The 25,597-nt window shown below is 59.1% G+C and carries 25 protein-coding genes; 9 read left to right on the forward strand and 16 right to left on the reverse strand.

Annotated features, from left to right (window positions below; translation table 11 throughout):
* Window positions 1–130: 130 nt before the first annotated feature.
* The 11 genes from SJQ66_RS07350 to phnG form a co-directional block, all read right to left on the reverse strand.
* Window positions 131–1,153, reverse strand: coding sequence for an LLM class flavin-dependent oxidoreductase (locus SJQ66_RS07350; protein ID WP_046153275.1), 1,023 nt, complete (start codon window positions 1,151–1,153; stop codon window positions 131–133).
* Window positions 1,154–1,468: 315 nt separating this feature from the next.
* Window positions 1,469–2,335 carry a phosphonate ABC transporter, permease protein PhnE gene (gene phnE, locus SJQ66_RS07355; protein WP_024903293.1) on the reverse strand — a complete coding sequence of 289 codons (867 nt, stop codon included), beginning with the start codon at window positions 2,333–2,335 and terminating at the stop codon, window positions 1,469–1,471.
* On the reverse strand, window positions 2,332–3,198 hold the full coding sequence (phnC, locus tag SJQ66_RS07360; protein ID WP_024903292.1) for a phosphonate ABC transporter ATP-binding protein: 867 nt from the start codon (window positions 3,196–3,198) through the stop codon (window positions 2,332–2,334). The genes phnE and phnC overlap by 4 nt, the downstream gene beginning before the upstream one ends.
* Window positions 3,195–4,100, reverse strand: a complete 906-nt coding sequence (locus SJQ66_RS07365; RefSeq protein WP_024903291.1) for a phosphate/phosphite/phosphonate ABC transporter substrate-binding protein — start codon at window positions 4,098–4,100, stop codon at window positions 3,195–3,197. The genes phnC and SJQ66_RS07365 overlap by 4 nt, the downstream gene beginning before the upstream one ends.
* Window positions 4,101–4,303: 203 nt before the next feature.
* The gene (locus SJQ66_RS07370; RefSeq protein WP_024903290.1) at window positions 4,304–5,566 is read right to left on the reverse strand and encodes an alpha-D-ribose 1-methylphosphonate 5-triphosphate diphosphatase; all 1,263 of its coding nucleotides are present in this window, start codon (window positions 5,564–5,566) and stop codon (window positions 4,304–4,306) included.
* A gap of 97 nt (window positions 5,567–5,663) precedes the next feature.
* Window positions 5,664–6,509: a phosphonate C-P lyase system protein PhnL gene (locus SJQ66_RS07375; protein ID WP_046153279.1), complete on the reverse strand. Its 846-nt coding sequence runs from the start codon at window positions 6,507–6,509 to the stop codon at window positions 5,664–5,666.
* A gap of 2 nt (window positions 6,510–6,511) precedes the next feature.
* On the reverse strand, window positions 6,512–7,288 hold the full coding sequence (gene phnK / locus SJQ66_RS07380; RefSeq protein WP_024903288.1) for a phosphonate C-P lyase system protein PhnK: 777 nt from the start codon (window positions 7,286–7,288) through the stop codon (window positions 6,512–6,514).
* Window positions 7,285–8,208 (reverse strand): alpha-D-ribose 1-methylphosphonate 5-phosphate C-P-lyase PhnJ, encoded by a 924-nt coding sequence (locus tag SJQ66_RS07385; protein ID WP_320534178.1) that lies wholly within the window; start codon window positions 8,206–8,208, stop codon window positions 7,285–7,287. Before SJQ66_RS07385 ends, phnK begins: the two co-directional genes overlap by 4 nt.
* Window positions 8,209–8,222: 14 nt before the next feature.
* Entirely contained in the window at window positions 8,223–9,413 is a 1,191-nt protein-coding gene (locus SJQ66_RS07390; RefSeq protein WP_320534142.1) for a carbon-phosphorus lyase complex subunit, read from the reverse strand.
* A gap of 1 nt (window position 9,414) precedes the next feature.
* On the reverse strand, window positions 9,415–10,173 hold the full coding sequence (gene phnH / locus SJQ66_RS07395; protein WP_052738344.1) for a phosphonate C-P lyase system protein PhnH: 759 nt from the start codon (window positions 10,171–10,173) through the stop codon (window positions 9,415–9,417).
* Between the two features lie 5 nt (window positions 10,174–10,178).
* On the reverse strand, window positions 10,179–10,760 hold the full coding sequence (gene phnG, locus SJQ66_RS07400; protein ID WP_082102789.1) for a phosphonate C-P lyase system protein PhnG: 582 nt from the start codon (window positions 10,758–10,760) through the stop codon (window positions 10,179–10,181).
* 285 nt (window positions 10,761–11,045) lie between these two features.
* On the opposite strand from phnG, the gene phnF reads away from it, so the two are divergent.
* The 6 genes from phnF to SJQ66_RS07430 all read left to right on the forward strand — a co-directional run bounded on the left by phnF (window position 11,046) and on the right by SJQ66_RS07430 (window position 15,358).
* A complete protein-coding gene (phnF, locus tag SJQ66_RS07405) occupies window positions 11,046–11,771 on the forward strand; it encodes a phosphonate metabolism transcriptional regulator PhnF (protein WP_024903283.1) in 726 nt (241 codons plus the stop codon).
* Between the two features lie 149 nt (window positions 11,772–11,920).
* A complete protein-coding gene (locus SJQ66_RS07410) occupies window positions 11,921–13,210 on the forward strand; it encodes an alpha-D-ribose 1-methylphosphonate 5-triphosphate diphosphatase (RefSeq protein WP_253463813.1) in 1,290 nt (429 codons plus the stop codon).
* 19 nt (window positions 13,211–13,229) lie between these two features.
* The gene (locus tag SJQ66_RS07415; RefSeq protein WP_236693535.1) at window positions 13,230–14,189 is read left to right on the forward strand and encodes a DUF1045 domain-containing protein; all 960 of its coding nucleotides are present in this window, start codon (window positions 13,230–13,232) and stop codon (window positions 14,187–14,189) included.
* Window positions 14,186–14,851, forward strand: coding sequence for a phosphonate metabolism protein/1,5-bisphosphokinase (PRPP-forming) PhnN (phnN, locus tag SJQ66_RS07420; protein ID WP_081764896.1), 666 nt, complete (start codon window positions 14,186–14,188; stop codon window positions 14,849–14,851). Before SJQ66_RS07415 ends, phnN begins: the two co-directional genes overlap by 4 nt.
* A gap of 93 nt (window positions 14,852–14,944) precedes the next feature.
* Entirely contained in the window at window positions 14,945–15,112 is a 168-nt protein-coding gene (locus tag SJQ66_RS07425; RefSeq protein WP_157685003.1) for a hypothetical protein, read from the forward strand.
* Between the two features lie 9 nt (window positions 15,113–15,121).
* Window positions 15,122–15,358, forward strand: a complete 237-nt coding sequence (locus SJQ66_RS07430) for a hypothetical protein (protein ID WP_253463752.1) — start codon at window positions 15,122–15,124, stop codon at window positions 15,356–15,358.
* 9 nt (window positions 15,359–15,367) lie between these two features.
* Here the strand turns inward: SJQ66_RS07430 and SJQ66_RS07435 are convergent, their stop codons facing one another.
* The 4 genes from SJQ66_RS07435 to SJQ66_RS07450 are packed head-to-tail and all read right to left on the reverse strand — an operon-like array spanning window position 15,368 to window position 20,786.
* On the reverse strand, window positions 15,368–17,965 hold the full coding sequence (locus SJQ66_RS07435; RefSeq protein ID WP_320534143.1) for an EAL domain-containing protein: 2,598 nt from the start codon (window positions 17,963–17,965) through the stop codon (window positions 15,368–15,370).
* Complete coding sequence (locus SJQ66_RS07440; RefSeq protein ID WP_320534144.1) at window positions 17,947–18,996, reverse strand: cache domain-containing protein; 1,050 nt, start codon at window positions 18,994–18,996, stop codon at window positions 17,947–17,949. Before SJQ66_RS07440 ends, SJQ66_RS07435 begins: the two co-directional genes overlap by 19 nt.
* Complete coding sequence (locus tag SJQ66_RS07445; RefSeq protein WP_320534145.1) at window positions 18,993–19,448, reverse strand: phosphate ABC transporter substrate-binding protein; 456 nt, start codon at window positions 19,446–19,448, stop codon at window positions 18,993–18,995. The genes SJQ66_RS07440 and SJQ66_RS07445 overlap by 4 nt, the downstream gene beginning before the upstream one ends.
* Window positions 19,449–19,460: 12 nt before the next feature.
* Window positions 19,461–20,786, reverse strand: coding sequence for a hypothetical protein (locus tag SJQ66_RS07450; protein ID WP_052738346.1), 1,326 nt, complete (start codon window positions 20,784–20,786; stop codon window positions 19,461–19,463).
* A 567-nt stretch (window positions 20,787–21,353) separates the two neighbouring features.
* On the opposite strand from SJQ66_RS07450, the gene SJQ66_RS07455 reads away from it, so the two are divergent.
* The 3 genes from SJQ66_RS07455 (at window position 21,354) to SJQ66_RS07465 (ending at window position 24,190) form a co-directional block, all read left to right on the forward strand.
* Window positions 21,354–22,064 (forward strand): GNAT family N-acetyltransferase, encoded by a 711-nt coding sequence (locus SJQ66_RS07455; RefSeq protein WP_046153254.1) that lies wholly within the window; start codon window positions 21,354–21,356, stop codon window positions 22,062–22,064.
* A 317-nt stretch (window positions 22,065–22,381) separates the two neighbouring features.
* Window positions 22,382–23,149 (forward strand): MetQ/NlpA family ABC transporter substrate-binding protein, encoded by a 768-nt coding sequence (locus SJQ66_RS07460; protein ID WP_236693541.1) that lies wholly within the window; start codon window positions 22,382–22,384, stop codon window positions 23,147–23,149.
* A 78-nt stretch (window positions 23,150–23,227) separates the two neighbouring features.
* Entirely contained in the window at window positions 23,228–24,190 is a 963-nt protein-coding gene (locus SJQ66_RS07465) for a tRNA dihydrouridine synthase (protein ID WP_320534146.1), read from the forward strand.
* Window positions 24,191–24,271: 81 nt separating this feature from the next.
* Here SJQ66_RS07465 and SJQ66_RS07470 read toward each other — a convergent pair whose 3' ends face one another.
* A complete protein-coding gene (locus SJQ66_RS07470; protein WP_024903272.1) occupies window positions 24,272–25,594 on the reverse strand; it encodes an LLM class flavin-dependent oxidoreductase in 1,323 nt (440 codons plus the stop codon).
* Window positions 25,595–25,597 lie beyond the last annotated feature (3 nt).

Here is a 25,597-nt window from a genome sequence, read left to right on the forward strand (position 1 = left end):
GGCTGCTGGACAGCGGCAGCCATCCGGTGCCGCGTCACGTTATTCTGTGATCCGATGGGTCGTCGAAAGGTCCCGGTACACGGGGCTGCAACGCGCCTGCGCCGTATGCGTTGCCTGCAAGAACGAAGCGCTAGCGCCAGCCAAGCGCCGGCGCCACGTGTTGCAGGATCGATTCCAGGACATGCACGTTATAGTCCACGCCCAACTGATTGGGTACCGTGAGCAGGATGGTATCAGCCTCGGCAATGGCCTCATCCGCCGCCAGTTGTGAGATCAGCGTATCCGGTTCGGCGGCGTAACCGCGGCCGAAAATAGAGCGCTTGTGTTCGTCGAGAAAGCCGAAGTGGTCTTGCGCATCACCACTGCCGCTGAAATAGGCGTGATCGCGCGCATTCACGATGGCGAAGATGCTCCGGCTGACGGAGACCCGCGACGGTCGCGTATGACCCGCCTCCTGCCACGCCTGCCGATACGCCCGTATTTGCTTTGCCTGTTGAATGTGGAAAGGTTCGCCGGTTTCGTCGTCTTTCAACGTCGAACTTTGCAAATGCATCCCTGATTTCGCGGCCCACACGGCGGTTGCGTTGGAGCTGGCGCCCCACCAGATGCGTTCTCGCAATCCTTCGGAGTAAGGTTCGACGCGCAACAAGCCGGGCGGATTCGGAAACATTGGCCGGGGATTCGGTTCGGCAAAGCCTGCCCCACCCAGTACATTCAGCAATACGGTGGTGTGATGCCGTGCCATGTCGGCATCGGTTTCGCCGTCCGCGGGCTCATATCCAAAGTAACGCCAGCCTTCGTTCACCTGTTCGCCGGAGCCGCGGCTGATCCCCAGTTGTAGCCGGCCGCCCGCAATCAGATCGGCCCCTGCCGCGCTTTCCGCCATGTACAGCGGATTCTCGTAGCGCATGTCGATGACGCCGGTGCCAATCTCGATGTGACGCGTCTTCGCGCCGGCCGCTGCCAGCAGCGGGAAGGGGGAACTCAACTGGCGCGCGAAGTGGTGCACGCGGAAATACGCGCCATCCAGTCCGAGCTCCTCGGCTGCGATGGTCAGGTCGATAGACTGCAGAAGCGCATCCTTGCCAGAGCGCGTTTGCGACTGGGTGGATGGATTCCAGTGCCCAAATGATAAAAATCCGATTTTTTTCACGTTTTCCTCGTATTGCGTTATCGCGCGCGGCCTCCCTGCCGCCGATGTCGATAAGACCGGCGTTCTGCCAGGCAGCCCGTGCGGATGCATCAACGCATTATCGATGGATTTGTTTGAACTTGTCTTTTATCCGGATGGCACGCACGGTCATCAACGCCAAGGTGCGCGGGATGCTGCCACGCGCGGCGCCCGGGCTTGCCGGTCACGGCGGTGGCGAGAGGGACGCGGGTGTCACGCGCAACATGCGGACGTCACGTCCGACGACGATTGCCGCCGGAGCGCACTGGCGGACGAATTCGCTCGCCGCGAGTGGGATTACATTACTTTCGAGCGCAGGTATGCGGACAATCGCTCTGCACCGGTAACCAGCACGAAGGTGACGATCAATAATAGTGATACGGTCTGGTAATCGAACAGATTCATTGCCGTCAACAATTCGAATCCGATTCCGCCCGCACCGACAAAGCCCAGAACCAGTGACGAACGAAGGTTTTCGTCAAAGCGATACAAGGCGATACCCAGTAATGATGGCAATACGCCTGGCACAACCGCATGCGTGAATATCTGCAGCTTGCTGGCGCCGGTCAGGGATAGTGCGTCGACCGGACCCATGTCCATGTCTTCGATTACTTCGGAAAACAAGCGCCCCAGCATGCCGATCGAATGTACCGCAAGTGCCAATGCGCCGGGGAAAGGACCCAGGCCAACCGCTGTCACAAACAGCAACGCCCAGACGAGGTCCGGCACCACGCGCGTGATTCCGATAAAAAAGCGCGATGCATAGTAAAGCGGCCTTGCCGGGCTGACATTGCTCGCGGACAAGATCGCAAGTGGAAAAGCAAAAATGACCGCACCGACTGTTCCAAAAATAGCCAGATCGATGGTTTCCAGCACGGCGCGTGCGCTTGACTGCAACTTGTGCACATTGGGTGGCCAGGAGCGTGACAGAATATCGATCATGCCATGCACACCCGTGAGCAGGTCTTGCGGTCTTGCCTGGACGATGTAGAACGACTGCGCGAGCAGCGCCGCGCCGAGAAGCAACGCCACGAATGTCAATGGCGACATGCGGTTGCGGCGACGCCACGCGTGCGCAACGGCTTCGACTTCCTTCGATGCGGCGACAGGTTCATCGGAGGAGCGCGACACGGTCGGCGCATAAGGGCGAAGCGTACGGCTCATCGCGCCTCCGATCGATACAGATTGGCGATCTGTTCGACGCTCACCCGCGCCGATGGCGCATCGAACGCGACCTTGCCCTGGTACAGACCGATCAAGCGATCCGCGTAACGCTTTGCCAATTCCGGCTGGTGCAACACGCAAATCACTGCCAGGCCTTCTTCTCGCGCCAATCGCTGCAGCAGACGCATGACTTCGTCCGCGGCTTCCGGATCGAGACTGGCCAATGGCTCATCCGCGAGCAGGACCTGGGGTCGCTGCGTCAGCGCCCGCGCCACCGCCACGCGCTGCGCCTGGCCGCCGGACAGTGTGCCGGCACGCTGGGAGGCGAGATGCAACAGGCCTACTTCATTGAGATAGTTCAATCCAGGCGTGATTTCTTCGCGTGGCAGGCGGCCGAGCGCGGTTCTCCATGTACGATGGCGACCAAGGCTGCCGGTACAGACATTCGCCAACACGCTGCGGCGTTTGACCAGATTTGCGTGCTGTGAGATCAACGCGACCGGCAGACGTGCGACACGCAGTGCTTCGCCGGAGAGTACGGCAAGATCCCGCCCCTCGACGTTGATCTTGCCAGCCGTCGGCTGCAACAGGCCAACAATGCATTTCATCAATGTCGATTTGCCGCAACCGTTCGCGCCAAGTACGGCGATCAGCTCGCCGGGCGCGACCTGGAGATCAATGCGCTGCAATGCGGTATGACCATTTGGATAGCGCATCAACAGTCCCTGCACGTCCAATCCGCATTGCCGCTGTTTTTGGAGACCAGCCAACGCGCCAACGCCGTGCGGAAAGGGAAGCGTCGAATTGGCAGCGCTCACCGCTGCCGATTGACGATCCGCAACTGTTTTCAGGAATCCATTCATAATTTATTGAGATCGATGTGCAGCGTGCTGACGAGAGCGCGGATTGGATCGTAGGCTGCATCCACTTGTGGCACCGTCCTTAACGCCGGTGCGGCATTCGCCACCATGAATTTCTGCGCATCCTCCGGCAGTTGATGCAGATCCAGGTTCTGTAGAATCGTGGTCAGGCGTGCTTTGAAGTCGGCGGGCAGCGAGGCGCGTATGGCGATCGGATCGATGGGGATCGGGTCCGAGAGCCACAGCGTGACGTAAGCATCGGCGTCGTAAGCATTGTGTAACTTGGCGCTTTCGATTTCTTCGCTGTTCAGTTCACCCGCCTTGACCTTGTGATTGCGGATAGCCTCGAAGGACGCGGTATGGCTACCGGCATACAACGCGCGCACGCCCGACTCCGGATCGATGCCTGCTTTCTTGAGCGCGTAGGCTGGGAACAAGTGGCCGGAGGTGGAACTCGGATCGGAGTAGGCAAATGACTGGCCGGCGACATCGGCGAGCTTCGTCACGCCGGATCCCTTCCAGGTGACGATTGATGCGGTATAGCTGGACGGCTTGCCATCGGTGTCTGCAAACGTCGCAACGGCCTCGGCGTGCGCGACCTTGTGCGCCAGTACATAACCAAGTGGGCCGAATTGTCCGATGTCGAGCTTGTTGCTGCGCATGGCTTCGATTTCGGCGTTGTAGCTGGTGGCGACGAATACTTCCACCGGGCAGCCCAGTTGCTTCGAGATCAAATCGCCAATCGACTTGTAAACCGGGATCATCCGCGCGGATGATTCGTACGGTTCCACGCCGAAACGGACGGTGCCTTCGCCCGGACAGGATGTGGTCGCCTGTGCAACGCCCGCGGTCAGCAGCATGCCGACCGAGAGAACCAGTGAGGTGCCGAAAGTCTTGAAATTCACGTCTTTTCCTATTTTTTAAAAAGAGCCGCAGGTGAAGTGCCAGACGCGGAATCGGACCGGGTCGAAGGTTGCATAAGCAGGGAAACGCCAGTTCCCCAGGTACATGTTCGAAGCAGGAAAGGTAGTACGTACGACGAAATAGCGTCCGACGCGCGATACCATCGTAGGGTGTCAATATGTTGCGGATGTGACAGCCTTTTTTGTTAAACGGTCAGGCTCCCTAAGTTGGCTTCAGCGGTTGAAACGACCGATTGGAAGCGGGATGCCCCCTGTGCATCGGTATCGTCCGCCGACGGCACGGGTACGTACGCGGACGAAGGTGGGTATTGCGTTGAAAACACCGGACGTCCCTCGCACCACGTTTGCGTGATCGTCGGCCAGGCGTTGCCCAGGCGTAACGCGACGAGATCGGCACGCAAACCAACGGCAATGCGCCCGCGGTCGTGCAGTCCGCAGGCGGTCGCCGGGTTGCGCGTGACCAATGCGACGGCCTCGTGCAGCGCAAGCCCTGCTTGTTGCGCTGCAATGAAAGCTGCCGGTAGCAGTGCCGATGGCTGATAATCGGAACACAGGCAGGTCGCCGTACCCGCAGTGATGGCGTCGATTGCACGCATAGCGCCGCTTTGGCTTTTCCCGCGCATCACATTCGGGGCGCCAAGTATCGTCGCCATTCCGGCATCGACGGCCGCACGAGCGGTCACCGCATCGATTGGGAACTCGGTCAGACGCACTCCGAGCTTTTGCATGGCCGCCACGCGTGCGACACTGTCATCGTCATGACTGGCGACGTCGATGCCGGTCTTCGTGGCGTGTTCGAGCAGGGCGGTCATGCGTTCCAGCGCGCCCTCGCGGCCAGCCACTTTTGTTTCAGCGATGGCGGTGGCGGTCTGCCGGTCGAGCGCGTGGTTGCCGCACATATAGTCGACATAGGCATCGACGGTACGAAACTGCCCTTGGCCCGGAGAGTGGTCCATCACCGAGAGCAGGCCGATGATACGTTCATCAAGCAGCATATGCAGGATATCGGCTGCGCCGGCATCAGTGACTTCATAGCGACAGTGGATCCTGTTGTCGACAAGACCTCTGTGGCCATAAGCCGACAAGGCGCGAACCAGCGCCGTCGCAGTGCCGAGATCCCGGACGCCACCATCGGTATTGGCAAAGGATATGGCGTGGAACGGTGTTGTAATGCCGGCCGCCGCGTTGCGCCGATCGATCTGTTGGACTGCGAAGTCCAATGGGAACATCACACCCGCACGGGGGGCCACTTCCTTTTCAATGGCATCGCAATGCAAGTCGACAAGACCGGGCAGCAGCATTTGGCCATGCAGATCGATCTGCGTGGCGTCGCCGCCGCCGCCTGGTTCGATCGCAATGATACGTCCCGCTTCGATCAGCAAGGCGCTATCTTCCAGGACGGTGTCGGGCAGAACGATACGCGCACTGTGCAGGTAATACCGTGGCATCGTGAACTCCAGGAATGCGTGGTGAAAAAAACATTGAAGGGTCTCGGCATGACGCGCCGCCCGTCCGCCGCGGAAGAGGAACATGCCGCCCGCGCGGTTAGCCGCGAAACGCGATCGTGCGGGAAGGGACGACGTGCTCCGCCGTCGCGGCGTCCGGCGTTTCGCCCAACGCGCGCATGGGCAATGTCCGGGTGCCCACCGCCTCGCCGACCGATGCATCGTGAAAAATCCCGATCAAGCAACGGCCGGATGCACGGGCTTCCAGGAGCAACTCGACCACGACGGCGCGATTGTCGCCGTCCAACGATGCCGTGGGTTCATCAAGAAGCAGAATCGGGTGATCGGCAATAAACCCGCGCGCGATATTCACGCGCTGTTGCTCGCCCCCTGAGAACGTAGCCGGTGGCACGGACCACAGTCGTTCCGGTAGCCTCAGTTTCTGTAGTAGTGCCGCGGCACGTCCGCGCGCAGTGTCTCGGTCTATGCCCGCTTGCCGCAACGGCTCGGCAACGACATCGAGCGCACCGACACGCGGGATGACCCGCAAGAACTGACTGACGTATCCAATTGCATGTCGCCGCGCCCAGAGGACGTCTTGTTCGGGCGCGCCAACCAGTTCTAGCCAGTCGTCTTTCGTGTGTGTCGAGGGCGACGCGGAAGGCAGGCGTTCCGGGGAATTGTTGGATGTCGCGTATTGTTGCACCGTCCCATGTTGTCCCTTGCGAACACGAATGCTGCCGCCGCTTGCGAGATAATTGCCATAAAGACACCGGAGCAGTGTGCTTTTACCTGCACCGGATGCGCCTGCCAGAATAAGGCAATCCCCAGCCCCTGCGTCGAATTCGACATCTTCCAGTACGGGAAGTTGCGCACCACCCTGGTTGTGTAAGGTGAAGGTCTTGCTTAGCCCGCGCACACGGATCATCGGTTCGAAATGGTTCATGATCATCCTTGCAGCATCGACGAAACCAACAATTGCGTATAGGGATGTTGCGGGTCATCCAATACCTGATCCGTCAGCCCGCTTTCCACGACGAGACCGCCTTGCATCACCAATGTCCGATGGGCAAGCAATCGCGCGACGGCCAGGTCATGCGTCACGAAAATCACGGCCAGTCGCAGATCATTGACCAGTTGCCGAATCAGGTCGAGCAGGCGGGCTTGCACCGAGACATCAAGCGAGGCTGTGGGTTCGTCCATGAACAGCAGACGCGGATGGGTGACGAGGTTACGTGCGATCTGAAGGCGCTGCTGCATGCCGCCCGAGAAAGTGTCCGGTTTGTCGTCGAGCCGCTCCGCATCGATTTCCAATTTTTCGAGCCAGAGCGATGCTTCGCCGCGCAACGTGTCGTAATGACGTTCGCCAACACCCATCAGCCGTTCAGCGATATTGCCGCCGGCGCTGATCTGCATCCGCAGTCCATCGCGGGCATGTTGTCGAACAAAGCCCCAGTCCGTGCGTGACAGCAAGCGCAACCGCGCCGCGCTCAATGTGGCAAGATCGATCATGCCGTTACCGTGCATCGCGTAATGGACCGAACCGGCGTCAAGCGCGGTCTGCGCGGAAATAGCTTGCAGTAGCGTCGATTTCCCGGAACCGGACTCACCGACGATGCACAGCACTTCGCCGGGATATAAATCGAAGTGAACGTCGCGGCAGCCCCGGATGCCGTCCCAGGTTTTACGCAATGCACGAACGCAAAGGAGAGGATGGTTGTTCACGGGTGACGCCCCTCGAGCCGCGCATCATGAATGCCGAGCGCCGCGACCCGTTCCGCACAATATTCGCTATCGGAACAGACAAATTGGCGCCCGCCCTTGTCATCGACAACGATTTCATCGAGGTAGCTGTCCGCCGCGCCGCAGATGGCGCAGTGGTGCGGCCACTGTTCAACCGTGAATGGGTGATCGTCGAAATCCAGGCTTCGCACGCTCGTGTATGGCGGGACCGCATAGACACGCTTCTCTCGACCCGCGCCGAATAGCATCAATGCCGGGCAGGCGTTCAGTTTCGGGTTGTCGAATTTCGGGATGGGCGACGGGCTCATCATATAGCGGTCGTTGACGATGACCGGATAGTCGTAGGACGTTGCGATGTGCCCATATCGCGCAATATCTTCGTACAGCTTCGTGTACATCGGACCGTATTCGCCCAGCGCGTGCATTGTGCGCGTTTCGCGTTCGCTCGGTTCGAGCCAGCGCAGGGGTTCGGGCTTGGGTACCTGGAACACCATGATCTGACCTTCCCGTAGCGGCGCCTCGGGAATGCGATGGCGTGTCTGGATAATGGTTGCCGCGGCGGTGCGGTCGGTGGTGGCAATGCCGGCCACCCGGCTGAAAAAACGGCGGATGTTGACGGCATTCGTCGTGTCGTCGGAGCCTTGGTCGATTACTTTCAAGACATCCTCGGTGCCGATAATCGCCGCCGTCACCTGAATGCCGCCGGTTCCCCAGCCGTATGGCAACGGCATTTCCCGGCTCGCGAACGGTACTTGATAACCGGGAATCGCCACGGCCTTCAGCAAGGCGCGACGCAGCATGCGTTTTGTCGACTCATCCAGGTAGGCGAAGTTGTAATGCGTATCGCGCGACGCCGCGGCATCATCCAACCGCAGGGCATCAACCGGGGCATCGAACGTCATATCGGTCTTGGTACTCATGCAGGTGTCTCTGTCGGAAGCGGCGGCGACTCGGTCTCGGCCGCCCGCGCTTTTTCTTTCTCATAAATGGCTCGCAGCTGACGCAACACGCTGAGATCGGCCTGGAAGTCGACGTGGTGGGGGAGCTTCAAATGCTGCACGAAACCCGAGGCCTCGACGTTATCGCTGTGATACAAGACGAACTCCTGGTCATTCGCGGGTGATGTATCGGTCTCCCCGAATTCCGTGGCACGCATCGAACGGTCCACCAGTGCCATCGACATCGCCTTTCGCTCGCCATAACCAAAGCTGACGCCATAGCCGCGCGTGAATTGCGGTGCATGCGTGGCGTCGCCGGCGAACGTATTGATCATCTGGCATTCGGTCATCTCGATTTCGCCGATGACGACCGGCAAATCCAGTTCTGGCAGATGCAGTTCGACTTCGACATTGCCAAATCGAATTTCAGCGGCAAAGGGATGGGTATTGCCATAACCGCGCTGTGTCGAATAGCCCATTGCCAGCAGGAAGCCTTCATCCGCCCGCGTCAGGTTTTGTAATCGCGCGGAGCGGTCGGCCGGTATCGACAGCGCGCTGCGTGTCAAGTCGGTCGGCTCCGCATGCGCAGCCGATACTTCCTCACGCTCCACCAATCCTTCCCGTTCCAGAATGGCCGTCACCCCGGGTGGCGCGACACCAACGCGATTGTCCGGCGAGACGCTATCGCCGTCCGGTACCGTGGGCGTGGTGGTTGGCGCCGGTTCCGTAGCATATGCAGGGTCCGGCGATGAGGTCTGGTCTTCGGCTTCCAATGAGAAATCCAGCAAACGCTGCGTATAGTCGAAAGTGGGGCCAAGCAATTGACCGCCGGGCACGTCCTTATACGTGGCGGAAATACGGCGACGCACCTGCATGCGGTCCGTTTCCAACGGCGTTGCGTAACCGAAGCGCGGCAGCGTTGTTCGATACGCGCGGAGCAGAAAGGCCGCTTCAACGAGATCGCCAGCTGATTGCTTGATCGCCAATCCCGCAAGGTGCCGGTCGTACAACGCCCCTTCGGTCATCACGCGCGAGACGGCAAATGGCATTTGCTCGACGATTTGCGCCACCGACAGAGCAGGCAGGGTGGTATCGCCGCGCCGATAGGCGTCCAATAGTCGATAGGACGCGAGAATGGCCTTCTCGCCCCCTTTTACGGCAACGTACATATCAGGCCTCCCTTTGTGTGGTGCGCGGCAAACCGCAGAACGTCGCGCCGCATACCAGGAATACATCCACGCCTAGCGGAAAATGCGTTTGGTTTGCGCGCCATTGCGTCCAGAAATCGGCCGGTAATCCGATGGCATGCAGCGTTTGCGTCGTGGCGATGCCCGGGCCGTGCAGGATCACGCGTTCGGCCGAGCGGGCATCATAAGATGTGTTCGTGGACGGCGACGACGCGGTGTCGTCGAGCATCGGCAGCTCGATCAACAGCGTGGTGGAGGTATGAGGGTTTGCCGCGTCTCCCTGGGCAAACGTACGCAACGCCGGCCACGGGTCTCCGGAGCGTGCCGAGAGGACGGCGAACGCCGCTTTTTCGGGGCGATCCGTCAACGTGCAACCGTTGTGGAAACGGAGAAACCGGCGTATCGATTCGTCGAATTCGGATGCAAGCCAGATTGGCGTATCGCCGTCCGCCAGTGTCAACAACAACGCGGCCATCGCCATCGATAATGGCGCGGGCGCCTCGCAGCGGGCGGCATCCGGCATGGCATGCAAACGTCCCGGATGGGCGAGCGCGTGCAATGCCGTTCGGAACGCTGCTTGCGACCCTTGTACCGGATCAGCAAATCCGGACAGCATCCAGGCGCTTGTGGCGTCGCTGGGGCGGGACGCTTCGGCGCGATGGCGATCCGCGCCGGTATCGATCAACGACGTCGCATCGGTTTGCGTGCATGCCGCTGCATGCGTGCGCGTTTCATTCGGCATGGGTATCATCCTTTGGGCGCTTTGGGTTGGCTGGACCCAGGCACGCCGTTGTTTTCGCCTGCGTCGCCGACATCGTCCTCGGCATCACCTCGCGCGAGCGTAAAGAAATCAACGCGCGATGCCGCGTTTTCCGCTGCGCGTCGTGCGGCACGGGTCGCGCGCGCCGTCTGGAGCGGCGCCAGCACCGCGGCCTGGGTGATCGCATGCCAGTCACTGGTCTGCAGCAATGCGTCGGCAAACGCCGCATGCTCCGCGTGCTGGCGGTTGCGGCCTTGCACGTAGGCCAATCCCAATTCTCCGTTCGGCAATGCCAGCGCGCACCGGGTGACCGTCATTTCACCTAGATTGAACGGCGCGCCATTTCCCCCGGCGCGGCCGCGCACCATGGCCATTCCGGTTTCCGGCGCGCGGATGACACGGAAGCGTGGCAGGTCGTGCGTCCGAGACAGTACATCGAACGCGGCGGCGAGCGCGGCACCGTCAGCGAGGGCCAACTCGCGCATCCAGGCGGTACGGGCCGTGGCGATGTTGTCATGATCGGCCGAGGGTCTGGCGCCGTCGTTCGCGGCGGAGGATAGGGTTTGCATAGGTAGATGTCTATACAACTAGATCGGAGGGACGGTGTCGTGATCGGTTTCGAATGGGCTCATTCAAACGGATCGATATGAAGTTATCGTGACAGCGCGATGCTTTCTAGCGCGATTTCTTCCGCCTGTTTCGCGTAAAATTCGTCATCGATCGGTGGGAAGTCAGGCCCTTTAAGGCGGTACGGTTCTGAAGCCATCGCATGACACGGCACAGGCGCGGCGTAATGCGTCGGATGCAATCGAACTCAACAGGCCCGCTCATGGCGGCATGGCTGGAAAGGCAATATGGTCGAACGTGACACAGGCGTTGCAGTATGGCGGCAAATTGGCGAATCGCTGGCCGAGGACATCCGGGCGCGGCGATATCCGCCAGGCGCGCAGTTACCTACGGAAAACGCGCTTGCAACGCACTATGCGGTGAATCGTCATACGGTTCGTCGCGCGATTGGCGAACTGGCGCAGCATGGACTGGTGCGTATCGAGCGGGGGCGCGGCACATTCGTCGAATCGAGCGCATTGCGCTATGCGATTGGAAAGCGCACGCGTTTTACCGAAACATTGCGGCAACACGGCATGCACGGACAGACCACGGTGATCGATAGCGCCATGTTGACCGATGCAACGATCGCGCGTCATCTTGGTTTGACCCGCCAGGCAAAACTGCTCTATGTGCGTATATGTCGCCACGCGGAAAAAAACCCGGTCAGTGTTTCCGACAACTATTTCGATGCGCGCCGCTTTCCTGGTTTTGTCGATGCCCTACGGGAAACGGCTTCCGTTTCCGTAGCATTCGAACGACACGGTGTCGACGATTACATCCGGCTCTGGTCGCGAATTACCGCGCGCCTGCCGGAAGCCGATATCGCCCGTCTCCTTGACCAACCGAAAATGCGGCCCATCCTTCAAGTCGAGGCCTTGAACGCAGACTTGCAAGGCGCGCCGCTGCAATACACGATTGCCCGTCTCGCCGGTGACGGCGTTGAATTGATGGTGAGTAACGAAGACGTCTAGACATCCGAATGTCATAGTGGGACGTCAGACTGTCCTCTGGCGCGATCGGCATGGTCGCGATCCTGGACGACACTGACCTATCGGAGTACCACATGACGGACGCCCACGCATTGTTATCGCCGCCAGGAGTGGCTTCTGGTGCGCGCGGGATGACACAGCCGCACACCACGCACGGGGTTACCACACTGCGGCCCGCCGCGTTGGGAGGGATCGTTGGCCGTCGTGTGCTGACGCGGGACGGCGTTGGCGCGGCGCGCATGTGTTTCGACGGCGAGACAATAGCCGATGTCGTTTCGGACGCGGGAGCCGGCGCGGCCACCGTCATGTCGCGGTATGACAATATCGATTTCCTCGATGCCGGTGACTTATTGGTGCTGCCGGGCATCGTCGACATCCACGGAGACGCCTTCGAACGTGCGGTCATGCCTCGTCCCGGTGTGCATTTCGACTATGGACACGCTTTATGGGATGTCGATCGGCAGTTGCTGGTCAACGGTATCACTACCGCATTTCACGGCGTGACTGTGTCATGGGAAGGCGGATTGCGCGGAGCATCATACGCCGAGCGCATGTTTGATGCGCTTCATCGGCACGCCAATGTGTTAGGGGCGCGGCATCAGGTTCACCTGCGTTTCGAGACACATAACCTCGATGACGTCGATCGTGCGTGCGCATGGATCGACGAAGGCCGCATCGGCTTCGTTGCATTGAACGACCATCTGCCTTCGATGTACAAGCGCTTGGGAAATGACCGGAAACTGCTGCAATACGCCGACCGGGCGCAATGCGATCTCGACGCGTTTTCACAGCGGATCATCCATGCGCATGCACGTGCCGACGACGTTCCCGCGGCAATGGCCCGACTGGTGAAAACAGCGTTGTCAGCTGGCTTGCGGGTGGCGTCGCATGACGACCCCGACGAAACGGTTCGCCGCGACTATCACGCATTGGGATGCGATGTCGCCGAGTTTCCCTTGAATGTTCCCACCGCCGCGCTTGCGCACTCGCTTGGAAATGCCGTGATCTTCGGTGCGCCAAACGTCGTGCGTGGGGGCAGCCATGTCAATGCGCCGAATGCATTGGAAATGGTGCGTGCGGGCTACTGTAACGTGTTGGCGTCTGATTACTACTATCCAGCGCCCCTGCACGCGGTGTTCATGCTGGTTGCGCAGGGTGTACGGACCCTTGCGGAGGCCTGGCCCTTGGTGTCGGCGAATCCGGCGCTGGCGGCAAACTTGACGGACCGCGGGATGCTGGCAACAGGACAGCGCGCTGATGTGGTCGTCGTCGACGATAGCTTGCCGGGCTTGCCGCGTGTCGTGGCAACGGTGGTCAACGGGCGCATCGTCTTTGCCGACCGTCACTGGGCATTGCGGTCCGGTTCCGCCTCGGCAGTGTTCTCCGATGGCGCGCGGACCAACGCGCGTGAAGAGGAATAAATCGATGAGGCGTTCGGATATGGCGACTATCAAGCGATGTGACGACGATATGTTGCGTGCCGCTGCCGATGGTGCGGGCCCGCAACGGCTGTCGTCCACTGCACGGTTTGCCGTTTATCTTGCGCCCTCTGGGCCTTTTGATGCGCTAGGACGGCAATGGCTGGGAAGAGACGCGCAAACGGGCCAAGCCTTGGCACGTGACTGGGTTGCTGGATTGGCGTCCGACGATATGTTGTTCGGCGCCGGGGGCGATGCGGGTCAGGACGTGATCACGGCGGCGACCGTGGACGCCTGGACAGACGATCCGCGGCGTTATGGATTACACGCGACGATGAAACCGCCCTTTCGGCTCGCGCATGGCCGATCCGCTTTCGCGCTGGATCAGGCGGTGCGGGTCATCGCTACGTCGACAACGCCATTTGATCTGCCATTGCGCCTTGGTTCCTTGCGTGGATTTTTGGCATGGCAACCTGCCGATACCGTCGTCGCGCAAGGGCCATTGCAGCGACTCGCGGATCAGTGCGTGGCGCGGCTCGACGCCTTCCGGGCCGCGCCGACCGATGCCGAACGTGCAAGGCGAATGGCCAGGGGAGAAGGCAAGGACGCATGTTTTGACGTCCGTCAGCAAGCCAATCTCGATCGATGGGGTTACCCTTACGTTTTCGACACATTTCATTTTCATGTCACGTTGACGAGACGGCTGACACCGGAGGCGGAAGCGCGGGCGCGCCGTGCTCTGATGGCGTTAGCTGTGCGGGAAGAGGCGGGGGGGCGATCAGGGATGGTTACCGCGCTTACCGGGGCGGTGATGCCGGTACGCACAATCTCGATTTTCGTGCAGCCTGAGACGGATGCACCATTCGTTGTCGCACGGCATTATGATTTTGATGGCGGCGTGCAGGACGGCGTTGGTGCATGGGCGTTGTCTGATACGACAGAAAGCATTGAAACAGAAGCAGGGCGGCAGAGGGCGCAATGAACGACATTTCATCCGTGGCGCATTCGCGTTCCGTGAAAAGTGCAACCGCTGATGGCGATGCGTCTGGACGTCGTCATTCAGATGTCGCGTCATTGGCGACATCGAGAGCGTCGGAACGCGGCAGGCTCTTTTATTTGATGGGTGCATCTGGCAGTGGCAAGGACAGTATATTGCGCTGGATCGGATCGCGTCTCGATGACAATGACCGCGTGATGGTGGCACATCGTTATTTGACGCGTGCGAGTGATGCGAACGAAGCGGGGCTTACATTAAGCGAATCGGAGTTCAAGCGTCGCGTTCATCTGGGGTGTTACGCACTTCATTGGTGTACCCATGGCGTGCACTATGGTGTGGGCATCGAGATCGATGCATGGCGTGAAAAGGGGTTGAACGTGCTGGTCAATGGTTCGCGTGGACATCTGGGTGATGCGTTCGCGCGTTATCCGGATCTTCACGCTATTGCATTGCGCGTTGATCCAGAAATTCTGGCAACCCGTTTGCGGAAACGCGGTCGTGAAACCGGTAGCGAGGTTGCAGCGCGCCTGGTGCGAGGTATTCAGTCATTCAACGTGCCGCGGCATTGTCTGATGCATGAGGTCCGGAACGATGGTGCATTGGACGAAGCGGCTGCCGCGGTACTGGCATTGGTACGGAATGAATAGGGCATGGCCATGCGCAAGCTGTCCGTCCAAGGTGGCGACAGAGCCCTGGTCATCGGTTAGCGTCACCGCCTGTCGCGATGGCGATTCGCACAAATGACCACGGTGGAAAATGTCGGGGTTGTTGGTACAACGAGCCGCTGTGTCAGCGCGAATCTTTCGATTCTTTACATGGATTTGCGGGCGATGCGGGTCTACGGCATTGCAGGCCAAGTGGGGCGGCTGCGCGTTGAAAGCAGGCGCGGCATGATGATTTTATTTTAGGAGTTGCCCATGAAATCATCCATCGTTCTCATCTGTGCCGTGTTGGCGGTTGCCGTATCGGGTACCGCTTCGGCGGCAGGCTGTTTGAAAGGTGCGGCAGTCGGCGGGGTTGCGGGCCACGTTGCGGGCAAGCACGCGGTGCTTGGCGCCGCGGCGGGTTGCGCTATCGGGCACCACGAAGCGTCCAAGAAACAGAAGGCGGCAAATCAAGCGGCCGCTGCCGGCAACGCACCCGCCGGTCACTGAGCCCACGCGTCAGCGCATGGCGTTGACTGCTTCCTTGTGAAAGCGCATTGCCGGGATAGGTGTTCGAAACGGCTGGGACAGAAACACTCCCGCCTCCGCGACGTCGAGAGGCTTGCTGAACCAGAAGCCTTGAATCGCCGAGCAGCCGTTCTCCATCAAGAATGCCAATTGTTCTGGCGTTTCAACGCCTTCTGCGATGACTTCCAAATTCAACTGCCGACAGAGCGCGACTACGGCACGCGCGATTGTCTGATCGTTCTTGTTATCCGTTACGCCGCGAACGAAAGACTGATCCAGCTTCAGTCGCGCGATAGGGAACGATTTCAAGGCGCTCAAACTTGAATAGCCGGTACCGAAATCGTCGATCGACAGCCGCACGCCCATCTGTTGCAGCACGCGCATGCGGGATACGGCGCGTGGCACGTCCAACATGATGACGCTCTCGGTAATCTCCAATTCGAGATATCCAGGATCTAGGCCGCTGCGCCGCAACGCCTCGGCGACGGACTTGACAAGTCCATCGTCGGCGAATTGGCGCGCCGAAACATTGACCGAGACAATGACCGCGGGATATCCAGCATCCTGCCATGCCTTGTTTTGCCGACACGCTGTTTCCAATACCCAGGCGCCGATTGGTACGATCAAGCCGTTTTCCTCGGCAAACGGGATAAAGGCCGCCGGCATTATTACCCCGTGGCGGGGATGATGCCAGCGGAGTAATGCCTCCATCCCCACCACACGCGAGGCGGCAAGATCAACTTGCGGTTGATAGACCAATCGCAGTTCACCACCATCCAACGCATGTCCCAGCGCTTCCTTGAGGCGCAACTTCTCATGGGCTTGCGAATTCATTTCAGCGGTGTAGGCGCACCAGGTATTGCGACCGTTTTCCTTGGCGCGATACATCGCCGAATCGGCGTTCATCAGCAGTGCTTGCGTGTCGTCACCGTCTTCAGGGAAACGCGCGGATCCGATACTGGCGCTGACACGATATTCTTCGTTCAACAGCTGGACGGGTTCGGCGATGATCGTCCGGACATAGGCGATCGTGCTGGCAAGACCGTCGCCATCATGGGCGGCCGCGCATAGTACCAGCACGAACTCATCGCCGCCGAGCCGCGCGACCATGTCTGCCGGATCGAGTGCCGCCGTCATCCGTTTCGCGATGGTCTTTAATAGTGTGTCGCCGGCGTGGTGACCCAGGCTGTCGTTGATCAGCTTGAAATTATCGAGATCGATAAAGACGATGGTGACGCTGCTGCGATCCTGCCGGGCCTGCGCGAGGACTTCCACCAGCCGCTCGGACAACATCAAGCGGTTTGGCAGCCCGGTGAGCGCATCATGTTTTGCCATATGGCGAATCGTGCGCTCCACTTCGGAGCGTTCGACGGCAATGCCGATCAAGCGCCTTGCTGCCCCGATGGCGTCCAGTTCGGCTTCCGTTGCGTGCCGGGATTCACGCGAGAAGACCACTAATGCGGCAAGCGGACGTGGACCGAGGGGGTGCGCGGCCTGGTTGTCGCCGCGCGCACTCGACGTCCCCCCGTTCTGCTGCGATGCATTGCTATGCGCGAGCACCGGGAACGCCCAACTATCGGTGAAATCGTCCAGGCCACACTGCGTCATGCCGCGATCGAAAGCCGCATCGGTGGCCCGCGACACATGAATGGACTTGCGAAAGTGAATGGCTCGTCCTCCCGGACCCGCACGCGGGCCGACTGGGGCGCCATTCGCTACCTCATAGTATGCAACCGGCAGTTCGCCGATCGCGCCGACTCGCATCGTGGAACCATCCTCAGAACATAGCAGAATCGCGCATCGTGCATTCTCAAGCTGCCCATCGAGCTGTTCGATGAGGTGCGCAAGTATGCGGTCCAGCGGTGTGCTGGTTGCAATCATCTCCAGCAGTCGATTTTGCTGTACGCGCCGCACGTCGGTGAGTTTTTGCGCGCTGATATCGCGTATGATCGACACTAGGCCATCCTCCAACCGCACAACCTGACGATGTAGCCAGATTTGCGTTCCATCCGCACGGTGATGGAGCCATTCCGTGGCGTCGGTCTGACCAGTGATGGCGACCGTGGTCAATGCGGCATAACCGTCGGGGCCGCAGAGATTGGACGATACCGGATCGATACGCCGCCCAATCAGCGACATTTGCGACTCACCGAGCAATTGGGTTGCACGCCCGCTGGCGGCGGTAATGATGAAGGCGGTGATGCCTTTTTGTGAGCGCCACAGCGTGCGTAGTACCACGAAGCCATCGAGGCTTGCCTCTGACGCGGCGAAGTAGGTCCGCTGGATGCGTCGCGTGTTCCGGCGACTACGCGCGAGCTGCCAGCTCATTCCGGTCAGCGTCGCCGTGAGCAACGCCAAGGCAATGCTGGCAATGCATGCCGATAACAAATACGTTTGTCGGCTGGCCCGATACCCGGCCATCTGCTCGTCCGCGGACAAGCCAACCACGGCTGTCAGGGGGAAGTCGTGCAGCGCCCGCACACTGGTAAATCGCAGGATGCCGTCCCCCCAGCGTGTCAGCGTGACCTCATCCGATAAATGGGCAATGGCATTGGCCGCAGCGTTATCGATCAATGTATTGTGTTCCAATCGGTGCGACTGCCGATTCGTGCCGCCCGGACTCTTGCATCGTTGTCGGCGAGCAGGAGCATACCCGCCTCTCCCATGCGGGTATCGTCATAGCCGCTGGTGAAGTAGTCCTTGTCCACGCACAACACCACGACACCGACAAATCCGCCAGCTGCATTGTGCAACGCCCGGGTGAACGTCACTTGCCCTTTTCTCATACTGGGGTCTTGCGTGCTGTCCGTCACTGCCGTTGGGTTCTCGTCGGCTGACGCGTCGACGGATAGTTCGCGGGTCACGTCGCGCGCCCGCGCTTCCGGCAGCTTGCCATCATTCAATCCGGTACGTCGGAGCAGCGGGGCGCCCGTGCCGTGATGGCGTATGGTGGCATGCTCGCCAGTAGACGCGTGCGCGCGCGGGTCTTTCCGCCCGCCCAGCTTGCTTTGATGATCACGCGCGGCCTTGTGTGTTTCCGTGTCAGCATGGTGACGCCTGACATTGTGCGGGGAGTGGCGTACGGCATCTCGCCAATTGCCCAGTGTCGTCTTGGTGGCCAGCGTCGGTTTGACGGGGGGCAATGGATTGCCTGACCGTGCGCGCACCGAGGTGAAAAAAAACCGGTCTGCGATACTGTTGCCGTCATGAAGAAATTCGCCATTGCTATCTCGTACGATCCCGTGGGCGTCGGAGATCGCGAGCGCGAAGACCACCGAGGGCGGCAACAGGCCACGTTTTTCGTAATCGCGCAGTCGCGTATGAGGAGACTGCTTCACATTGAACTCCAGCATGCGGAGCGTCTGATCGATATACACGAGGTTGCGTTGCAACTGCGCTTCATACGTATCGGATAATTCCCGGACGTTTTGCATCGCGGCCCGGGATGCCGCCACTTCCTCGACGCGTAGCAATCGATAGACGGAGAGCCAGCCGACGGCGAGCAGGATCAGACAAAAGATCGGCAACAGAATATGCGTATCGGTGAGTCGCGAGCGTGCGCCGCGTGTTTCCACGCGTTCGCGAAAATGATCCGGACGCAATGCACGTGTGTACTTCATCGCAGATGCAGCACGACTTTGACTGTACTGTCTACGTTACTCGCTTCGAGGTAACCAATGCCGCCAGGGGTGGTTCGCACGAAGTTTTTCACGGCATCAGTGCTGCCTGCTTCGCGAGGCGGCTTGCCACGCCCCGTAAATATCAGGCGCGACCAATAGGCTTTCATCTGCGCCGGCGATCGGCCGCAGAGTACGATGTAAAAGCGATCCCGCACTTCGCTGCGCTCTGGCGCGTCTGTCGGCGGCGCGGTTGTCCCGTTCGGAAGACTGGCGCTTCGATCGAGGAAAATGTTGGCAACCTGATCCTGATCCAACTGCGTGACGGTGCTATTTGCCGCGACCACAACGACAAGATCGGTATCGGCATGACCTGCTTGCATCGCCATCCAGATTCCAATGCCAATCAATGCGCTGCGTAGCGTTCCGTTAAGCGATTTGAACGAGAAGATCATGGCGCCCCCTCGTCAAAACACAAAATCGAGCGCGATACCGAGGACATTCGTCCCGGTTCCGAGCTGATATGTGGGTTGCAGGTTCATCAGGTTGCCACTGGAATTAGCTGGCAAACCTATGTGATCGTATTGCACCTTCAAATCAATGTTGTGGGCAACGTCCCAGCGTACGCCGGCTGAAAAGGTGTGCTGTCCTTGGTTGGCGTTCGGTGTCAGCGTAGAGCGCTGCATCGAGTAGGAGCGTGAATACGTGAGGAAGGGCGTGAACTTTCCAATACGATAGCCACCGGTGATATAGGCCGCCAGGTAGCCAGGGGTAATATTGTCGCTGGTGACGCGTGCGATTTCAGATTGGACAAACCATTTCCCCGGATCGTAGCTGACCGAGATACTGGTAGACGAACCGGGTAGCGAGTCGTACGGCGGTGGGAATGCGCTTATCGCGATAGTGCCTTTGATATAGGCAACACGTCCAGTAAAGGCGCCATACTCGAATGTATCGAAGGCGCCATATACGCGTTTCGTCTGGACGCGATAATTGCCAGGTATGGCATGGAAAGCCGAGGTCCCTATCATGAGACGCACGGTATTAACGGCTTGCCCGATACCAAATGCGTACGATACATCGGCACCGTCGCTATTGGTGATCGGCTCACTATTATAGACTTCGTTTGGTGCGTGCAGCCACGGATTGGCGTATCCGACGTTACGGAAATCAGAGTTCGCGAACGTCGGGATCTCGATTCGGCCAACACGAACGCTGAAATTGGGCGTCACCGCGTATTTGACATTCGCCCATTCGAGATGCGGTACGAAGCGGTTGTCATAGCCTTGCTGTGCCAGCACCTGCACCACCGCGCTCAGTCGGTCCGTAAATCGTGCGGCGAGTTGTACACCGAATATACTGGTGTTTGCGATATCGTATCGGCGCGAACGGCCGGTTCCGGTCGGCTGGAAGGCACTATTGACGACATCGGCGGATTTCAGCGTGGAATGCGATACGCCCAGCGTGCCGAAACCACTCAGCGTGAAAATATCCGCGAGGCCAGGGTTCGTCGGCCACTTCGTGGTGGTTGCGCTGGCGGATTGTGCCGCGGCCGGATTGGCCATTCCGGCATCCGATTGGGGGGCAATTGACGCGGACTGGGTTTCTGTCCCTGCTTCTGAGCTGCTCTGAGTCTGGACAGCGGCCAATGACGCGTGGTCCTCGCTATCCGTGCCCGCCGTCGAAGCGGCATAGGCAGGCCAAGCGATGGCATACACTGTGGCCGCACCCGCCAGAAAGGCGGATCGCAGCCCACGGACGACCGTAATGAAGCTGACCCGATCGCTTTTCATAATTTCAAGGCAAGCACTTGCCGGTTATCGCACTATCAAACGACCCTGGCGACTGGAAGGCAACGTGCGCCGTAGCGACGTGATTGCCTTGGAAGTACGCGGCCGCGCGAAAATGCGTATCGCGGAGCAACGCGCATTTCTGGGGTATCGCTTCACATAACGGCAAGCGCGGCGTAAACTTTAATACGACTGTTTGATTTTTTTTGTAACGATCTACGATATCAAAATCCGTCCCGGATGCCGATTTGCCCGCCAGATAGCGTCACTCGGCTGGGTGTGGTGAAGTGGCGGCGTCACTGGCTTGCTGCGCGGTCCCAATATTCGGGTACGGCATGTTCGCGCGTAGAAAAGCGTTTGCCCGCCGATGTATCACGGCTGACCCTCAAACATGTGACGTATGGCCTTTGCCACGTGCCGGCGCCACCATACAGCGGTCGTGGAGCGTGCGCGAATTTTCCGTCGATCCTCGGGACGATGACGCCCCTCTCGGCTGCCGGGGAGCAAAAGCTGCACAGCATAACGACCGCTATGTAATACCGATCGATTGATGACTTGGAGTGTTTCACGATGCCGTTGCTGAACGAATTTCACCAGCCTGTGGGTGCACCAATGCCCTATTGGACACGCCGTGCGACGCCGTCGCGGGTGACCCTGACAGGGCGTTTGTGCGAGGTCACGCCGTTGGATGCGGCGCGGCATGGCCCCGCGCTCTTCGACGCGTATCAACAAGCGCCTGATGGACGTGATTGGACTTATATGATGGCGGGACCGTTCGATACGCTTGAATCGTATCAAGTGTATTGCGAACGCATCGCGAGGATGGACGATCCACTGCAGTTCGCTGTAATCGACTTATCCACGGGAAAGCCGGTTGGTACGTTCGCGCTGATGCGAATCGATCCGGCGAACGGCGTTATCGAAGTGGGGAGCGTTGCGTTCTCGCCGCGCATGAGACGGACGGCGCTGTCGACTGAGGCGCATTACCTGCTGATGTGTTATGTGTTCGAGGATCTTGGCTATCGGCGTTATGAATGGAAATGCGACAACTTCAACGCACCGTCTAAAAACGCAGCCGAGCGCCTTGGGTTTCGGTTTGAAGGCGTTTTCCGGCAAGCTGTGGTGTATAGAAATCGTACACGCGATACCGCCTGGTTCTCCATGCTCGATGACGAATGGCCCGCGCGCCGCGCCGCGTTCGAGGCGTGGTTGACGCCTGACAATTTCGACACGGCCGGGCAGCAACTTCGAACATTGCAAGCGATACGCGACATCTCTTAAATATAAAGCAAGGTGCACGGAGGAAGATCTGCGCCATCGGGGGCGATCTATCGAAAGCAGTCGTGCAATATTACTGCGGCGGTCATTCTGGACAGCCATTTCGAGAGCGCCGAAGTCATTCGGTAAATCGCGTGGACCGGCTTGCGAATGATTCTCTTATGCAGGTAGCAGCTTTGCATTGCCGCTTTTAATGTTTGTTCTTGGAATCGGTGACCGTTACGATAGCGCGTTCTTATCGGTTTCGGGGATGTCGCGCAATGAATAGCAGAAGAAAAATTTTTAAACTTCTTGGTGTTTCGGCGCTGCTTGGCAGTGTCATGTCTGGTGGTATTGCCATGGCGGCGGAGCAGACGCTCCGCGTTGGTATCATGTCAGGCGAGGATGAAGATGTCTGGCGTGTGGTGAGCGAGAACGCGGCGAAACATGATCTGAAGATCAAGATCACGACGTTCAACGACTATACGCAACCGAACGAAGCACTCGAAAGGAAGGATCTGAACGCAAACGCATTTCAGCACAAGCCTTACCTGGATGCGCAAGTGAAAGCACAGGGCTATCACATTGTTCCTGTTGGCTATACTTATGTCCAACCAATCGGCCTGTACTCCCGGAAATGGACGTCTGTCTCGAAATTGCCGGACAATGCGGTCATTTCGGTACCCAATGATCCAAGCAACGAAGGGCGTGCCTTGCTTCTGCTACAAGCACAAGGGGTCATTACGTTGCGGTCGAACGTGGGTTTACTCCCTACGGCATCGGACATCGATAAGAATCCGAAGCACATTCGCGTGAAGGAATTGGATTCAGGCATTGTTGGACGTTCGATCGACGATGTCGACGCCGCGGTGGTCAACACCGATTGGGCGATCAAGGCGGGCATCAAGATCCCGCAAGAGCGGATTGCGCAAGAGCAGGTGTCGGCAAATCCTTACCGTAATTTCATTGCCGTGCGCCAGGAAGATGCGCATGCGCCGTGGGTCAGCGCCTTGGTGCAAAGCTACCAGCAGCCGAACGTCGCCGCGGCGATCTTGAAGGTGTACCACGGCGCCACGCTGCCTGCATGGGATGGCGCGTCGCAAAAGTAACCGGACCAATTGGCGATCCACGGTGCATTGACCCGACTCGGCTATAATGCCGCGTCTATATCGTTGAGAGTCAATCGCATGAGTCGGCTGTTTCTTGCCCCGATGGAAGGACTGGCAGACGACGTACTACGTGATGTGCTGACTCGCTCCCGCGGCTTCGATGGTTGCGTGTCAGAATTCATTCGCGTCACCAGTTCGGTGCTGCCGCCGCGTGTCTATGCGCGGGAGGCATCTGAAGTATTGAACGGCGCGCGTACGCCTGGCGGCACGCCTATGGTCATTCAACTGCTTGGCAGTGATCCGATATGGATGGCGCGTAACGCAGCGCAAGCAGCCAGGCTTTCACCATGGGGGATCGATCTGAACTTCGGTTGTCCAGCGAAAGTGGTGAATCAGCATGGCGGCGGAGCCATGCTGCTGGCTGATCCGCAAAAACTATACGATATTGTATCGGCGGTGCGTGCCGCGGTGCCAGCTTCCGTACCGGTAACGGCAAAAATGCGGCTTGGTATCGCCGACACGTCCCAGGCGATTGATTGTGCAATGGCTTTGGTGGACGGGGGCGCGCAGTCCCTCGTGGTACATGCACGCACCCGCGATGACGGCTACAAGCCACCTGCGCACTGGGACTGGATTGCGCGTATCGCCGCAGCGGTGAAGGTGCCGGTTATTGCGAATGGGGAAGTATGGACGGTAACGGACTGGGAGCGGTGCAGGGACGTCAGCGGATGCCTTGATGTCATGATCGGACGCGGTGCCGTGTCCGATCCGTTTCTCGCAATGCGCATACGAAGAGAAATGGCATGTTCACCCCATGCCGATGAATGGCCGATCGTATTACGCGCGCTATTACACTACGTGGAAGCGTTGCGTACACGTGGCACGATCCATCACGCGCACGGACGCGTCAAAAAGTGGCTCGGCTACCTTCAGCGTACCTGGCCGCAGGCAACGGTGTTGTTGGCGGCCATCCGATCCCTGCAGGACGTGGAACAGGTTCTCGCGGTCATTCGCCAAGGACTGCATGGTGTTCCTCCTTGAACGTAAGTCCTGCATATTATTCATGCGAAAGGAACGTTCCGCGATCATTTCGTCGCCCGCGCGTTTGTTTCTCGGTTGCCCTTATTCCCCAAATGATAGTGGCGCCAATCCTAAATTCGACCGCAGCGTTGTACCTTCATATTCGGTCCGAAAGAGTCCACGCCGCCGAAGCTCCGGCAGCAACAGTTCAGTCATGTCATCGATCCCCTGTGGCAAGGTTGCCGGGCAGATGTTAAACCCATCGGCGGCGCCATGCTTGAACCACTCTTCCATGTCGTCCGCAACGTCTTCGGCTGTTCCTATAATGGCCCGCCCTGAATTTGCCGCCGCAACATGCTTGTAAAGCTGACGCAGCGTAAAATGCTCCCGTGCCGCCAGGTCCAGTAAGTTTCGGCCGATGCTATGTACCTCCTTGCTCGTGATGTCCGGTACCGGACCGTCCAAGTCATAGCCCGACAGATCCCCGAATTGATTATACAAAATGGACAAGCCTGTTATCGGATGGATCAGTTCCTGCAACTGGTCGAATTTGTCCTGTGCTTCCTGGCGTGTTTTGCCGATATAGGGAGTCAGGCCAGGCATGATCAGCAGCTCGTGTCGCTGACGGCCGTATTTTGATAAACGGGATTTGACGTCGTCGTAGTACTTTCTAGCGGATTGAAGATCCAGCGTGCTGCTATAGACCACGTCCGCGCTCTTTGCCGCGATCTCTCGTCCTGGTTCCGATGCACCAGCTTGTACGATCACGGGGCGCCCTTGCGGCGTCCGCGCGGAATTCAATGGACCACGAACGCGAAAATGCTTTCCCTTGTGATGGGGCGTATGCAGTTTCGACTCATCGTAGAAGATGCCACTTTCCTTGTCGCGAATGAATGCATCATCTTCCCAACTGTCCCATAATGCCTTGACGACATCAACGAACTCGTCTGCACGCTCGTAGCGTTCATCGTATCCGAGGTGTTCGTCACGGGAGAAATTCCACGCTTCCTGCTGAGACCACGATGTGACGACGTTCCACCCCGCGCGCCCGCCACTGATGTGGTCGATCGATGCATATTTTCTGGCAATGTGAAACGGTTCGTTGTAGGTGGTCGAAGCGGTTGCAACTAGCCCTATATGGGATGTACATGCGCCGAGCGCGGCCAACAGCGTGAGCGGCTCGAGTTCCGCATTCTTCATGTCGCGTGCCAGCGACCCTTTCGGATTGTCGTCGGCACGAATACCAATGCCATCCGCGAAGAAGACCATATCCAGCTTGGCGGCTTCCGCTTTTCTTGCGCTATTCAGAAAATAGTTGAAATCGATCGCGCCACCCGCGGGGACATCCGGATGTCGCCACGCGGCAATGTGATATCCCAAATAGCGCATCGAGAGGCCGAGCCTCATTTTGGCATCCTGTGTCATGTC

It is taken from the genome of Robbsia andropogonis (genome assembly GCF_034047095.1).
Classification (GTDB): Bacteria; Pseudomonadota; Gammaproteobacteria; order Burkholderiales; family Burkholderiaceae; genus Robbsia; species Robbsia andropogonis.

Excerpts from the sequence above, each read along its gene's own strand:
- SJQ66_RS07415 (WP_236693535.1), top strand. The coding sequence starts at position 13,230 with ATGGCGACTATCAAGCGATGTGACGACGATATGTTGCGTGCCGCTGCC.
- phnC (WP_024903292.1), bottom strand. The coding sequence starts at position 3,198 with ATGAATGGATTCCTGAAAACAGTTGCGGATCGTCAATCGGCAGCGGTG.
- SJQ66_RS07410 (WP_253463813.1), top strand. The coding sequence starts at position 11,921 with ATGACACAGCCGCACACCACGCACGGGGTTACCACACTGCGGCCCGCC.
- SJQ66_RS07445 (WP_320534145.1), bottom strand. The coding sequence starts at position 19,448 with ATGATCTTCTCGTTCAAATCGCTTAACGGAACGCTACGCAGCGCATTG.
- SJQ66_RS07450 (WP_052738346.1), bottom strand. The coding sequence starts at position 20,786 with ATGAAAAGCGATCGGGTCAGCTTCATTACGGTCGTCCGTGGGCTGCGA.
- SJQ66_RS07465 (WP_320534146.1), top strand. The coding sequence starts at position 23,228 with ATGAGTCGGCTGTTTCTTGCCCCGATGGAAGGACTGGCAGACGACGTA.
- SJQ66_RS07470 (WP_024903272.1), bottom strand. The coding sequence starts at position 25,594 with ATGACACAGGATGCCAAAATGAGGCTCGGCCTCTCGATGCGCTATTTG.
- SJQ66_RS07460 (WP_236693541.1), top strand. The coding sequence starts at position 22,382 with ATGTCTGGTGGTATTGCCATGGCGGCGGAGCAGACGCTCCGCGTTGGT.
- SJQ66_RS07455 (WP_046153254.1), top strand. The coding sequence starts at position 21,354 with ATGCCGTTGCTGAACGAATTTCACCAGCCTGTGGGTGCACCAATGCCC.
- SJQ66_RS07440 (WP_320534144.1), bottom strand. The coding sequence starts at position 18,996 with ATGAAGTACACACGTGCATTGCGTCCGGATCATTTTCGCGAACGCGTG.
- SJQ66_RS07390 (WP_320534142.1), bottom strand. The coding sequence starts at position 9,413 with ATGTACGTTGCCGTAAAAGGGGGCGAGAAGGCCATTCTCGCGTCCTAT.
- SJQ66_RS07430 (WP_253463752.1), top strand. The coding sequence starts at position 15,122 with ATGAAATCATCCATCGTTCTCATCTGTGCCGTGTTGGCGGTTGCCGTA.
- SJQ66_RS07385 (WP_320534178.1), bottom strand. The coding sequence starts at position 8,208 with ATGACGTTCGATGCCCCGGTTGATGCCCTGCGGTTGGATGATGCCGCG.
- phnF (WP_024903283.1), top strand. The coding sequence starts at position 11,046 with ATGGTCGAACGTGACACAGGCGTTGCAGTATGGCGGCAAATTGGCGAA.
- SJQ66_RS07370 (WP_024903290.1), bottom strand. The coding sequence starts at position 5,566 with ATGCCACGGTATTACCTGCACAGTGCGCGTATCGTTCTGCCCGACACC.
- phnH (WP_052738344.1), bottom strand. The coding sequence starts at position 10,173 with ATGCCGAATGAAACGCGCACGCATGCAGCGGCATGCACGCAAACCGAT.
- phnE (WP_024903293.1), bottom strand. The coding sequence starts at position 2,335 with ATGAGCCGTACGCTTCGCCCTTATGCGCCGACCGTGTCGCGCTCCTCC.
- SJQ66_RS07425 (WP_157685003.1), top strand. The coding sequence starts at position 14,945 with ATGACCACGGTGGAAAATGTCGGGGTTGTTGGTACAACGAGCCGCTGT.
- phnN (WP_081764896.1), top strand. The coding sequence starts at position 14,186 with ATGAACGACATTTCATCCGTGGCGCATTCGCGTTCCGTGAAAAGTGCA.
- SJQ66_RS07375 (WP_046153279.1), bottom strand. The coding sequence starts at position 6,509 with ATGAACCATTTCGAACCGATGATCCGTGTGCGCGGGCTAAGCAAGACC.
- phnG (WP_082102789.1), bottom strand. The coding sequence starts at position 10,760 with ATGCAAACCCTATCCTCCGCCGCGAACGACGGCGCCAGACCCTCGGCC.